Consider the following 11,445-nt stretch of genomic DNA (forward strand, 5'->3'; position numbering starts at 1 on the left):
CGATGAAGGGCCCCGGCGTCACGGCAGGCGGAGGCGGCGCCGGCGGGGGCGGCGGCGGGGGTGGTGGCGGCGGCGGCGGTGCGGCCGGCTCAAACAAGTTGAAGGTCAGGCCGGCCAGCAGGCTGTGGCTGCGGAACTTGCCCGAGAGATCAAGGCCGTTGGTGGTCTGGAGATCCACCGAGTTCACATTGAAGTAACGATACTTGAGGCCGAGATCGACCTTGTCGCTCAGTGCATAGCGGAAGCCGGCGATCCCCTGCCAGGCAAAGCCCGTGTCGCTGTCATCGGCAAAAGCCGCCCCAAACTTGCCGAGCTGCCAGATGTTCGCCTGGGTGCGCGCAATCCCAGCCCCGCCGCCGACAGATGCCCCAAGCCGGCTGTCGTCACCCCCGCCGAAGTCGAGCAGGAAGTTCACCATGAAGGAGAGGATACGGGCGTTGCCGTCTGCTGATTGGTAGACGCCAGCTGGAGGAACGCCAGTCGCCGTGCACGGCTGGACGAGGCTTGCAGGTCCACATCCGCCGCCCGGAATGGCGGGGATCGTCCCATTGACGGTGATGGAATCGAGGTTCGCGTCCTTGTAGGCAACTTCGAATTCGGTGCGCAGCCCACCGAAGTCATAACCCATGACACCCCCGATGTCATAGCCGACTTCATACTTGTTGCGCAGCGCCTTTTCTGTGGTGCGCGGGGAAACGCCAGCCGTGGTCAGATCAAAGCTCTCCGCCTGCCCGATCATGCCCCCGCCTTCGAGACCGATATACCAGGCCTTGTCGCGAGCCTGCGCGGCACCGGCCAGCGCAGACGACGCGAGCGCCACCCCAATGGCGAACCTTTTCATGTTGATCCCCTTCCGACGCACCTGTCGATGCCAGTGCCGGGCCATCTAGCCGAGCGACCTTGGGAATGGCAAGCGCGAACAAGGGACAGGCTGTGACCGCCAGGCAACAGCCGAGCCGTCATGTGGGGGTCAGCCGTCAGCAAAAATGCCGAGCTCCACCAGGCGGGCAAGAATCACCAGGAGCGCTTGGCGCGCCTCAGCGTCGATGACGCTTCCGCCCTGGAGCTGAGGTCGAACGGGTGCAGTCATGGTCGGCCGCGGGTCGAAGCGCCAGTCAGTGCCATCGAATCGCTGACACCGGCCAAGCTCTGCGTTCCAGAGCGCAAGACCAGCAGCCGGCCGGAAGAAGCGCCACCCTCCAGCAGAGAAGCAAGCCATTTGCCCGTCGTGGCCCAACCATTCCGCTTCAGCCGGAGTGCCAACCAGCCAGGCATCCCCGACCGCCGGGGCGGCTGGCGGGCGCCTCAGGCCGGCACTGACAATCCGGCCATGCAAAAGCCAGTCGATCCCCATGACGGCCTCGTTATGGGTAATATCCTTCTGGCCCTGCCCAAAGACGAGCAGGGGAAGCCCAAAGCGTTGCGTCGTTTCCATCGCCTGTTTCCTTGGCAGCTGATCCCGTCAGAAAATGAGCTGACGCTCGCCGCTCGAGCGAATGGCCAGGGGCCCTTCGCCTTCAGCCACAACCTCGCACCACAGCCGGTCTGCGCCGAGGGACTGGAGTTCCGCGACAGCCGGGTCAGGCAGGGCGACTTCGTTGCCGAATGCCCGCAAGACCAGCGGTTGCGGCAGGCTTCCGCCATGCCAGCGCAGCTGGGCCCGATACCAGCGCGGTGGCGCCATCCCGGCGCTGTTCCAGTCAACCAACGACCGGTCCCGCGCCGTCCACAACAGGCGCAGACCTCCGCTTCCGGTTCGCGCAAGTCGCAGATGGCAGGGGGCAAGAGGCGCTGTCGAGACACCGGAGACGACATGGATGATGCGCGTGCCCTCGGCAGGGTCGCCAGCGCCTGCGGCTTCGAACTGAAGCGCCCGCAGAGCCCAGTCCGGCTGCACCCGGAGCGATACTGCTGCCCAGGGGAGGACGAGGTGCCAGGAGGCGTTCGCTGCATGGGCCCTTGGCGCTGTTGCCAGCCGCCCTCGCAACAGCCCGGAGAGCAGGACTCGATTGGCGCCATCCTGCTGCGCCAAGCGGAACTGGATGAGCTCATCCTCCACCCGCAGCAGGTTGGCGCCGTCGAGTACGGCTTGCATCGCGCGCGAGAGAAGCTGGTCCTCGCCGGCCTCGACAAGGAGGGACACGCGGTTGTGCTCATCCCAGACTGTTGCCGGTCCGCTCGGCAGCGGCTCAGCCAGACGTCCATGCGCCATTCCAGCTCGAAGCTGCCCCAGCGGCGCGAACTGGCCCTCGCCGACCACAGCCCAGCCGACCGCAGCGCTGGCCCACCCCTCCTTGGCAAGCGCAAAAACGGAGAGTGCCGGCGGGTCCTCCGCCGACCAGCCAACAGGCGGCTCGAGAACCGTCATGCGGGTTGGCACGCGCCGGTCGATTGGCGCCGGCAGGAGCCGGCCTGGCTCCGTTGCCACTGCAATCGCCAGATCGTCCGCAACCGCTTCGCATTTCAGCCTGACAAGGCCGGACTCAACAAGCTTCTCGACCACCCGCCAGGCGCGCGCGTCTGCTGCCACATGCAAAAGGTCGTTGGGCGCAATCGCCATCCATTCCCAGCTGAGCGAAAGCTCGAGCCGGTCGACTGCCGCCGTCGCGTCATGATAGAGGGTCCGCGCGCTTTGCCGGGCTTCGGCAGCAGTCGCTGTAAACGGCCCCGAGACTTCGAGGATACGCGTTCCGGTGCAAGCGCCGAACTGCTGGGTCCCACGCAAATAGTCCCGCTCGGGATCAAGATAGGCAACCGAAGCGCTCGACACGCGCTCGGCAAGTGCGGCCGTGGTCGGCCTTGGGCCATTTGCCGCTTCCTCCATGGGCCGGCGTGCACCAAGTTCGTGTGCCGGAATGGTCCAGACCTGTCCCAGGCGGACGACCTTTGCGCCCGTTGCATCCACACTCGGCCGGACACCAAGGAATGCGCTCAGGGCTTCGGCATCCTCCAGCGCACTCGGCCCGAGCGCCGCATAGCCACGCAGCAAGGAATCCGCCTCACATCTGACACCTCCCAGCCCCGTCCGGAGCAAATGGTCGCGAAGCCATGCCGATGGCAGCGCATCCGAGTCAGCATGCACTTCGAAACTGAGGGCAGGGATCCGGTTTCCGAAGCTGGCAAGCGGAAACTCCTCGAACACCACATAGGCAAGCTGGCGATAGGCCGGGCAGGCAGCAATTCCTTCGGCCGCTGCAAGCAGCGGATCAACGCCCTGCTCGGGAACTCCGCGGTATGTCCGCATGGTGCAGGCCAGGCCGAACTCGCCGTCAGCGTTGCGGATGAGGCGGCCATCCGCCCAGATCCGCCCGACCTGGCGGATGGGCCGTGCGGAAAGCGCAATGGCAAAGGAGGCAGTGAAGGCCGAGCGGTCGGAGGTCCCACCCTTGGTTGCGCCAGTGCGTGTGAACGGCAAGGCCCAAATGAGGACGCCCGCTACGCGCGATACCCCGTAGATCTCCGGAACCACGTCCCCATAGGCAGATGTCGGCGCCCGGAATTCTGGCGGCTTGTGCCGGCGCCCGCGCCCCGCAAGGGCCGCATCCAGCGCTGAGCCTGCCAATGCTGCGGTTGCGCCGCCAAGCGGTCCAGCGACGGCCTGGCCAAGGGTTGAGAAAATGACAGAGCTCATGCTGCCTCCTCAAGCCACCCGCCAGAAGGAAAGGATCCGCTCGTTGGCATGCCACGGCCGTTCCACCACGCGCCGAAGTCCGGCATGGGCTTCCACCACGCCGACTGCCGTCACAATCCCGAAATGCAGCCGCCCAGGGGCCGGCTCGGTCAGAACGATGTCGCCTGGCCGCGCAGCGCCAGCTGCTATCGCCTCAAGGCCAAGCGCTCCAAGCCTTGCCTCCACCTCCTCCCGCGCTGGCAAGCGCAGGGCATAGATCTGCTCGCTTCTCGGCTCGACGCGAAGCGGACAGCCAGCTTCCGCCAGCGCCAGGATGACGAGGCCAGCACAGTCCACACCCGCCGCAGCGCAACCCTGCGGGCGATAGCGTGTTCCAACCAGGGCGCGGGCCGCTGCCGCAATGCGCTCGCCGGGCGCAGCCGTCGGCCGCTCAGCCCACACCATAGCGGACCAAGGCATCATTGCCCGGCAGATGCGGCTCGCCAGCGAACGCAGCTGCGTTGCCAAACCTGCCGCTGCAGGTTGAAAGCGTCTTGTCGCAACCTTCGAACAGCCGAAGCCGCAACTGCTCGCCAAGTGCGAGGTCCGCCCGCATCGCAAGGGTGATTTCGCGGCCGTCGACCTGGACGACAGTCCCGTCCAGTCCCGCCAGTCGGCCACCGATGACGCGCATTTTCCCGAGCACGAAACGGCTGCTATCCGCAATTGGGTCTGCCGCCTCGACCAGGCGCCGGCCGCGGGCCACGGCATCGACATCAAGGGCCCGTCCTGCCATGTCCACGCCGCAGACAAGGTCACCGAGCTCAGCCCGACAGGTCGGAGACACGGCAAGCGCCTGCCGCCGGGCGAGCGCCACGAACGGGGAGAGGAGCTCCATCCGGAACTGGCCTCCAGCACCCAAACCCGTCTGCCGGACATCTCCGACAAGCCCTCGGGCGAGAAAGATCGGAGGGCGCTCCGGTCGGTGCCAGTCGCAGGCAAAGACTTGCAGCGTGGCGCCGTCCCACCGTCCTGCACGAAGGTCGGCTTCGCTGATCCGATCCGAGTGAAGAAACCCGTCGATTGCCATGCTGTCCGCCTCGAAGCTGGCCGACGTAAGGATGGCAGACGGCGTCATGCCACAGACGGGCTCATAGGTCAGGCCGTCGAGAACCAGCGGACGATCGTGGCTCGTAAATCCAAGCGTCAGCCCATCCAGCCGCATGATCTTCCAGCACAGGCAGATGGTGCCAACGCCGCCTGGAAAAAGCCGGTCCGTCACTGCGGGTCTTCCCGGATCTCGATGAGCGGCACCGAGGGCACTTCACCGGACCTGAAACCGGACATGGAGATGTCCAGACGGTCGACAGCAAAGCGGACCGGAACATCAAACCAATAGCCGCAGGTCACCTCCGCGCCTGCCGCCGGAGGCACCTCGAACAGCAGGAACCCGCCTGGTTCTAAGATCCATCCCGACGTCTGTTCCGCACCTGCCACGGCAACGCGGAACCCCTCGGCGCGCGGGCGCGTGATGCGCCGCGGAAATCCCGGCACGTCCGCATCATAGGTCTTCACGACAGGAAACCGGATGGTGCGCCCGTCGCCAACCCCAAGGCGCTGGTCGAACGGTCCGGGCGGACTGCCGTCGAGCGCCGAGCTGTTGTCCAACGGATCCTCAAAGCGGAAGCCAAAGGCCTGCCCCTGGCGCGCCCGGAAGAAACGAAGAAGGGTCCGCAGATCCGCCTCCGAGCGCACGCCAAGGCCGGCGTCGAAGCGCATGAGGGGCTGCTGCCACAGGATATTCCGCCGTTCGAACCCCGACGCCAGCACAGCAACCTCGGTCAGGAACTCGGGTCCGCCGGTGGCATCGAAGCCGATCGCCAGCGGAAAGCGCACGTCATGAAATGCATCCATGCTCTGCTCCTCGAGCTGGCCGTGGAAGACGAGTCCGTCGCGTCGCACCTGCGGCCAGGCCCAAACGAAGACGTCAGCAACCCCGCGTCGGGCGCCATCGCTCGCTGCCGCCAGAATGCGGGGCCATTGCTGGGCAGCATCTTCCGCGCGCAGCACAAAGCCGGCGAAATAGTGCATCTGAGAGGCCGGATAGCCCAGGCGAGAGCCAACCTCGCGCCAGCCGCGTGCGCGCCGATGCGCATCGCCTGCAACGACGAGATCATAGTCCTCGAGCTGAAGCCCGTCGAAGGCCGGCCAAGACCATCCCGCCGGCATGTTGGCGCGCACCAGCTCCGGTGCCGCCGGATCCAGGACTTGCGGGGAGAAGAACAGCAGAAAGCTTCGAAAACCCTCGCCAGCTGCAACCCGTGCGGCTGTGACGAGCGCTGCTGTCGAGGCCGCAAGCCGTTCCCCCAGCCAGTCGAGAAAGGCGATTTCGGCAGGCGACTTCGAACCCCGGATATCGCTGATGAGGGGCGGTGGTGCGCCGCGGTCCGCCACATGGGCTGCCACCGTCGTCGCATCATAAAAGCAGGGCTGGTGGTCTGGCCCCACCCACCACCAGGGCTCGCCCACCTGGAACCAGGGGGAAAGCCCGGCCTCCCGTGCGATCTGCATCAGCCGGGCAGCCACCCGGCCAAGCCACGCCATGGCCTCCCCATGCGTCGGCGACAGCAGCGCCGAAGGCGGATCCCAGCCTGTCAGTCCCCGCTCGCCATTGGCCTTGCGCTGGACCCAGGCTGAAGGCGCATAGGAATCGAAAAGCTCATAGGAAAGCGACCAAATGAGGTCGAACCCCTGCGCCTTCAGTGCGCCCGCGAAGGCGCGATGCCAGGCAAGGCTCGGCCCATTGAGTTCGCGGGCCGGGTCGATGACAAAGCGTTCCCCATCCCACAAGAGCGCGGGATAGTGGCTCATCCCGACATAATGGGTGCAGGTTCCCCGGTAGCCGAGCGCCAGCCACTGCTCCACCAGCCGCTCGGGCGCCTGATTGTAGCTGTCGTCAAACCCGCTTGCGATCCGGAGCGCATGTTCCGGCAGAAAGGCGTCATGGATGGGGATCGAGGCATTGGCGCCCGTCACCTCCATGTTGCGAAGCTCGACCCAAGTCTCAACCGGCGCCGCAAGCGGCCCCTCTGCATCCGCATAGCCAACCGGCATCAGCGAGATGAACAGGCGGTCGATATCGTGCGGGTAGACGGGATCGGCTTCGGAAGGCAGCAGGAAGCCGCCGTTGAGGGCCCCGAAGTTGAGCCGGATCCGGGCATTGTCTGGGCTGCCCTCAGCGTAGTTCCACAGCCGCACATACCAGGTCTTGGGTTGCCCGTTCCGGTCGCGTCCCTCGATGGTCAGCGTCGGGCCATGCACGGCATCGAGCGGGCGCATCCCGGGCCCTGCCACCCAGTCGAAGGCAAGCGTGCAGCCGCCATAGTCGCGGATGGTCCGATAGGCGCACAGCCGGTGGGACCAGCGGTCCTCCGATTCCCAGATGAGCCCGGCAAGGTCCCGCCGGGCCAGGAAGGCAAGGTCGACACGGATGGTCCGCGGCGCCGGGTTGGTAAGTGCTGCCATCATCGGCCGCGGGAAATCGACTGTCCACAGCCTGGGCGCGAACCGCTTGACTGCCGCCTGGCGCAGCGGGTCGCCCGGGCGGGCGAAGAAATGCGGCACCGCCTAGCGCTCCAGGCGCAGCAAGGCGCGCCGCACGGCCCGCGCCACTTGCGTTTCGGTCTGCGCCATGAACGCCCGCCTGGCGTCACTTCCGCCACTCACGTGGACTGCCAGGTTGATGACCTGCGGGGCACCCCCGCGCGCTCCCTCCACGCGGCCACTCGACGTCGGCACGAAGACTTCCGGGCCCCTCTCCCCCACCAGATAGGCCCGCCCAGGCGCAACCGGCCCTCCAGTCGCCCGGCCAGGCAAGCCCGAAAGGCCGAAAACTCCTCCAAGAATGCCGCCGATGCGGCCAGTCGCTGCGCCACCGAATTCGATTTTGAGCGCAGCTGCGGCAATCTCCGCGAGCGCGCGCGCAGCCGCACGGGCCATGTCCTCGAATTCGAGTCGGCCACTGCGCGCAGCCTTGGCGAGTGCAGACTCAATCCCGCGGCCGGCGGCCTCTGCCCCAGCGCCGAGAGTCGTCTCCAGCATCTGGCGCATCTCGGCCAGATCGCGCTGAAAGCCGTCCATGTCCGCGCGCACGGCAACCGCCACATCCTCGAAACTGTCACGCATCGGGAAACTCCCGCATCAGTCGCTCAAGATCCGCTTCCGTGATGGCAGTCGGCGCCGATCCGAGCCGGCCCTCCAGTGCCAGCCGCAGCTCGGCTGGCGTTGCATTCCAGAACTGGTCGGGAGACCAGCCAAGCACGCCGGTGGCGACCCGCGCGGCAAGCCGCGCAAGCTCGGCATAAGGTGTCACGCGCCGGAAAATATGGCCGAAAGCAGCGCCCGGTAGGCGGAGAGCAGCGGCTGCAGCCCCGCTCTCGCCACGGCCTCTTCGAAGGCGCTGCGATCCTCGCCCCAACTGCCCTCAGCCCGGCAATGCCAGAACAGCGCCACGGCATCCGCCAGCCGGACATCGCCGGCTGCAGCCCGCTCCACCAGCTTGGGCAGGCTTCCAAGCTCTGTCTCCGCCTGCACCAGGGCTGAGAAACTCGGCCGCAGGCAGAGGGTTCGCTCCCCGAGCTCAAGCGCCACCTCGCCCCGAACCGGGTTGGCTATCCTGGCGCCCGTCACAGCGCTTCGACCGGACCAGAGCTTTCAAGCGCCAGCGTGTAACTCCGCTCGCCATTGAAGTCGCCAGCATAGTCAAGCCGCGTCACCTGAAACCGGCCTCGCAACCGTTCACCGCCCTCAAAGCTCACTTCATAGCGATCAAGCGCGCCTGAGAGCGCCCGCGCCTTCAGCTGCAGTTCCGCAGCCGATCCCGTGAACACGCCCGCCCCCGAGATGGACACTGATCGCACACCGGCACCGCCGAGAAGATCACGCCATCCCTGCGAGCCCTTGTTTGTCACCACGACTGGCTGCGCCGAGATGCTGAGCTGGGTCGTCCGCAATCCCGCGACAGTCCGGAACTGCTCCGGCTCGCCATTATCTGACAGCTTCAGAAGAAATGCTGCTCCGCTTTCCACTGCCATCTGCTTCACTCCTTGAGGGTTCGGGCGATGAATTCGAGCCGGCCTTCAGTCCAGCTTTTGGGATTGCGCCGCACCTGAGCACGCGCCAGCCGCAGCGCGACCACTCGGATGCCTTCGCCCACCCGGGGCATCGCAAGCACAGCCTCCTCGATCTGGGCCATCAGCGCTTTGGCGCCAGCCATCCCATCGCGGCCCAGCCATGCCGAGACCGTCAGGCGATGTTCCTCGCCGCCACCGTCCTTCCACCGCCACGGGACAGCCGAGTCCGGACCAAGCCCGATGAAGGGCGGTCGCGCATCGGCAGGCGGGCCATCATAGACAGCCACGCCGGCTGCGCGCAGACGCGGATCGCCCTCCAGCGCCGCAACGATGAGGCGCTGAAGCCTGAGACTTGAATCCATTGCCTTTCTCCCGTGCACCTGCAGCCGGTCAGGCGCCGAACTCCTCGGCAATGACCGCCACTCGGTCGGGAAGCTGCGGATCCCGCTGGATACCCGTCACCCGCAAGTCGAGCCCTTGCCAGGTCAGCCGCATGCCCAGCGCAATATCGATCCCGGCACGCATGAGCACGCGCCAGCGCCGCGCTGTCACGCGCGTGTCGGCGACGACCGCCGACATGTTGAGCGAATCCGCCGGCCGCATCTCGGCCCAGTGCTCACCCACCGTCTGCCACACCTCGTGCGATCCGCCGGCACCGTCGGGGGTATGGACACGCCGTTCAAGGCGCACCCGCTGCTTCAGCCGGCCGGCAATTTCCCCTTGCATAGGAGCCCTTTCAATTGAGGCGAAGGCGGCGCCAGGGAGCGAGCAGCTGGCACACGGCGGCCGGCAAACCGGCATCATTGGCGCCGTCGCGATTGGCGTGCAGATGTCCAGCCGCACGCATCACCGCGAGCCGCAGCGCGTCGGGCAACCCGTTCCAGTCCGCAGCCATGCCAGCGCGATAGGTGACGGCAACTTGCTCCTCGACTGCTCGCGCGAGCTGGATGTCGGCCGCATCGTCCCGGTGCCGCAGCAGCGTCCACTCTCCAGCCGGCAACGGCAGCGCTGCGGCACCCGCCACAAGGCGCGCCACCTCCGTCACGTCTCTGACCGGGCTTGCAGAAAGGCGCAAAAGCAAGGCCCCATCGGGAAAGATCTCGGTTGCGACACGTTCGATGAGAAGCCGTCCCGTCCAGGCCTCCACCAGGCTCGTGGCTGCGCGCCCAAGGCCTGCAAGCACGGCATCCTCGGCATCCGTCTCAATGCGCAAATAGGTTCGCAACTCCAGGATCGGCACCACGGGCGCTGCCACATCCAGGCGCAACATCAGCGTTGCTCCACGCGCACGATAAGCGACCGTTCATCGATCTGCCCGTCTGACAAGGCCACCCGGTTGCGAACGGCATAGACTCGGCCCTGCTCGCCCCCGGCAAGCCAGACCACGGTTGTCGCACCATCGATGGCCGCAGATTCGATGACCAGGCCAGCAGCTGTCTGCGGCTCGACCAGCCAGTCGCTCGCCGTGATCGCACGCCCGTCGGCAACCCGCTCCGACCAGTCGAACCGATAGTCGAGGCGTGCGCCCGGATCCTTCAGGAACATGTCCAGGTCTCCCTGCTCAGAAGGTCTCGTGCCAGCTCAGACCGGATCGCCAATCTCGACATTCCAGCTTGCGATGTTCACGGTGCCGCCCGGCACGAGGGCCTGGCCCGGACAGGTCGTGACATAGAGCAGCGCGGAATTGCCAGTGCGCACGAGCGCCACATGCGTCGCCGTCCCGGCCATGAGAACAGGGAGCCCAGTCTTCCCGGCAACGACGACCTTCCGGCCCGAAACATCGCCAGGGCCGATGGCAAAATCGGCAGGCGCAACCGTCACCTCGGCGAGCCGTCCAGCCATGGCTTCCCCATAGCTCGCCGGCTGCGCTGCCAACGCAACCATCCGATCGGCCGTCGCAATCTCGGCAAGCGCTGCATCAAGAACGGTCGAGGATACCCATTTGGCCATGACGTGCCCTCCAAGGAAAGACCGACACCGAAAAAGCGTCGGGCCGTTTGACCGCTTTCGGCTCAGTCCCGAGCAGGACGTGCCCGCCGGTTGTCGCGCGGGACTCGTCGGGTCCGAAGACCATGCACACGGAAACTTCCGCCAGTGACAAATTCGGCAAGCGCGCCAATGGCCCTGAAGGCGTGCCGCGCCGATGCAACGAGGAGTGCAGCGCGAAAGGCGAGGCCGCTTTGCCCCGCGTCATGGCCATGCCGCGCCAGCGCCGGAGTAAGGGGAACTGGAGGCGGCGGATCCGGCTCCGCATCAAGTGCCCCCGCAGTCCAGCGCGCACCAAGCCGAAGACGCCCTCTGCGATCCGCATCGATCTGCGCACTCGTGCACCGGTTCCGCAATGGGCTGCTGGCGAGCGGCAGATAGTTGCCGAAGCCGGCTCCACCGTCCGCCACCGCCGCCGGCGCCGTAAACCCAGGCCAGGCAAGGCAGTCCGCCGAGGGCGAGCCCGAAAGTGTCGGGAATGGCGTGATGATGCAGCCAAGCCCGCGGTTCTCAAGATCGGCGCCACCTGAACCGATGAAAACCCGCCAGCCCTCAACATTGCCCTCGTTGAGGTGGCCCCACGAGACCTGCCACCCCTGCGTCAGGTGGCCGCGATAGCCGCGCGTCGCAGCCGGCTCTCCCAAGGATGCGCGCACGCTCGAAGTCGCACCATCGAAAAAGCAATCATGCTTCGAGACAAGCCGGTCGGTATAGTTG

The 11,445-nt window shown here is 66.5% G+C and carries 16 protein-coding genes; all 16 read right to left on the reverse strand.

Annotation, left to right across the window (positions count from 1 at the left end):
* A partial coding sequence (locus ACWIQA_RS07590; protein ID WP_448582465.1) for an outer membrane protein occupies window positions 1-841 on the reverse strand: 841 nt, incomplete at its 3' end.
* A 129-nt stretch (window positions 842-970) separates the two neighbouring features.
* Window positions 971-1,435, reverse strand: coding sequence for a DUF2793 domain-containing protein (locus ACWIQA_RS07595; protein ID WP_448582466.1), 465 nt, complete (start codon window positions 1,433-1,435; stop codon window positions 971-973).
* Window positions 1,436-1,462: 27 nt separating this feature from the next.
* The gene (locus tag ACWIQA_RS07600) at window positions 1,463-3,631 is read right to left on the reverse strand and encodes a GTA baseplate fiber-binding domain-containing protein (RefSeq protein ID WP_448582467.1); all 2,169 of its coding nucleotides are present in this window, start codon (window positions 3,629-3,631) and stop codon (window positions 1,463-1,465) included.
* Between the two features lie 9 nt (window positions 3,632-3,640).
* Entirely contained in the window at window positions 3,641-4,093 is a 453-nt protein-coding gene (locus tag ACWIQA_RS07605; RefSeq protein WP_448582468.1) for an NlpC/P60 family protein, read from the reverse strand.
* Window positions 4,062-4,892, reverse strand: a complete 831-nt coding sequence (locus tag ACWIQA_RS07610) for a DUF2163 domain-containing protein (RefSeq protein ID WP_448582469.1) — start codon at window positions 4,890-4,892, stop codon at window positions 4,062-4,064. Before ACWIQA_RS07610 ends, ACWIQA_RS07605 begins: the two co-directional genes overlap by 32 nt.
* Window positions 4,889-7,234, reverse strand: coding sequence for a phage distal tail protein, Rcc01695 family (locus tag ACWIQA_RS07615; RefSeq protein WP_448582470.1), 2,346 nt, complete (start codon window positions 7,232-7,234; stop codon window positions 4,889-4,891). Before ACWIQA_RS07615 ends, ACWIQA_RS07610 begins: the two co-directional genes overlap by 4 nt.
* A 3-nt stretch (window positions 7,235-7,237) precedes the next feature.
* Window positions 7,238-7,795 (reverse strand): tail tape measure protein, encoded by a 558-nt coding sequence (locus ACWIQA_RS07620; RefSeq protein WP_448582471.1) that lies wholly within the window; start codon window positions 7,793-7,795, stop codon window positions 7,238-7,240.
* Window positions 7,788-7,982, reverse strand: coding sequence for a phage tail assembly chaperone (locus tag ACWIQA_RS07625; protein WP_448582472.1), 195 nt, complete (start codon window positions 7,980-7,982; stop codon window positions 7,788-7,790). The genes ACWIQA_RS07620 and ACWIQA_RS07625 overlap by 8 nt, the downstream gene beginning before the upstream one ends.
* Window positions 7,979-8,299, reverse strand: coding sequence for a gene transfer agent family protein (locus tag ACWIQA_RS07630; protein WP_448582473.1), 321 nt, complete (start codon window positions 8,297-8,299; stop codon window positions 7,979-7,981). The genes ACWIQA_RS07625 and ACWIQA_RS07630 overlap by 4 nt, the downstream gene beginning before the upstream one ends.
* Complete coding sequence (locus tag ACWIQA_RS07635) at window positions 8,296-8,703, reverse strand: phage tail tube protein (RefSeq protein ID WP_448582474.1); 408 nt, start codon at window positions 8,701-8,703, stop codon at window positions 8,296-8,298. Before ACWIQA_RS07635 ends, ACWIQA_RS07630 begins: the two co-directional genes overlap by 4 nt.
* A 5-nt stretch (window positions 8,704-8,708) precedes the next feature.
* The gene (locus ACWIQA_RS07640; protein WP_448582475.1) at window positions 8,709-9,104 is read right to left on the reverse strand and encodes a DUF3168 domain-containing protein; all 396 of its coding nucleotides are present in this window, start codon (window positions 9,102-9,104) and stop codon (window positions 8,709-8,711) included.
* A gap of 28 nt (window positions 9,105-9,132) precedes the next feature.
* A complete protein-coding gene (locus ACWIQA_RS07645; protein ID WP_448582476.1) occupies window positions 9,133-9,468 on the reverse strand; it encodes a head-tail adaptor protein in 336 nt (111 codons plus the stop codon).
* Window positions 9,469-9,478: 10 nt separating this feature from the next.
* The gene (locus ACWIQA_RS07650) at window positions 9,479-10,012 is read right to left on the reverse strand and encodes a head-tail connector protein (RefSeq protein ID WP_448582477.1); all 534 of its coding nucleotides are present in this window, start codon (window positions 10,010-10,012) and stop codon (window positions 9,479-9,481) included.
* Complete coding sequence (locus tag ACWIQA_RS07655) at window positions 10,012-10,287, reverse strand: phage fiber-tail adaptor protein (protein ID WP_448582478.1); 276 nt, start codon at window positions 10,285-10,287, stop codon at window positions 10,012-10,014. The genes ACWIQA_RS07650 and ACWIQA_RS07655 overlap by 1 nt, the downstream gene beginning before the upstream one ends.
* Window positions 10,288-10,323: 36 nt before the next feature.
* Window positions 10,324-10,692, reverse strand: coding sequence for a hypothetical protein (locus ACWIQA_RS07660; protein WP_448582479.1), 369 nt, complete (start codon window positions 10,690-10,692; stop codon window positions 10,324-10,326).
* A gap of 62 nt (window positions 10,693-10,754) precedes the next feature.
* The coding region (locus ACWIQA_RS07665; protein ID WP_448582480.1) for a hypothetical protein at window positions 10,755-11,445 on the reverse strand (691 nt) is incomplete at its 5' end.

The organism is Thermaurantiacus sp. (genome assembly GCF_053487655.1).

What these genes read in the sequence shown, in the direction of transcription:
- ACWIQA_RS07595 (WP_448582466.1), bottom strand. Translation starts at nt 1,435, where the DNA reads ATGGAAACGACGCAACGCTTTGGGCTTCCCCTGCTCGTCTTTGGGCAG.
- ACWIQA_RS07600 (WP_448582467.1), bottom strand. Translation starts at nt 3,631, where the DNA reads ATGAGCTCTGTCATTTTCTCAACCCTTGGCCAGGCCGTCGCTGGACCG.
- ACWIQA_RS07605 (WP_448582468.1), bottom strand. Translation starts at nt 4,093, where the DNA reads ATGATGCCTTGGTCCGCTATGGTGTGGGCTGAGCGGCCGACGGCTGCG.
- ACWIQA_RS07620 (WP_448582471.1), bottom strand. Translation starts at nt 7,795, where the DNA reads ATGCGTGACAGTTTCGAGGATGTGGCGGTTGCCGTGCGCGCGGACATG.
- ACWIQA_RS07635 (WP_448582474.1), bottom strand. Translation starts at nt 8,703, where the DNA reads ATGGCAGTGGAAAGCGGAGCAGCATTTCTTCTGAAGCTGTCAGATAAT.
- ACWIQA_RS07640 (WP_448582475.1), bottom strand. Translation starts at nt 9,104, where the DNA reads ATGGATTCAAGTCTCAGGCTTCAGCGCCTCATCGTTGCGGCGCTGGAG.
- ACWIQA_RS07645 (WP_448582476.1), bottom strand. Translation starts at nt 9,468, where the DNA reads ATGCAAGGGGAAATTGCCGGCCGGCTGAAGCAGCGGGTGCGCCTTGAA.
- ACWIQA_RS07650 (WP_448582477.1), bottom strand. Translation starts at nt 10,012, where the DNA reads ATGTTGCGCCTGGATGTGGCAGCGCCCGTGGTGCCGATCCTGGAGTTG.
- ACWIQA_RS07655 (WP_448582478.1), bottom strand. Translation starts at nt 10,287, where the DNA reads ATGTTCCTGAAGGATCCGGGCGCACGCCTCGACTATCGGTTCGACTGG.
- ACWIQA_RS07660 (WP_448582479.1), bottom strand. Translation starts at nt 10,692, where the DNA reads ATGGCCAAATGGGTATCCTCGACCGTTCTTGATGCAGCGCTTGCCGAG.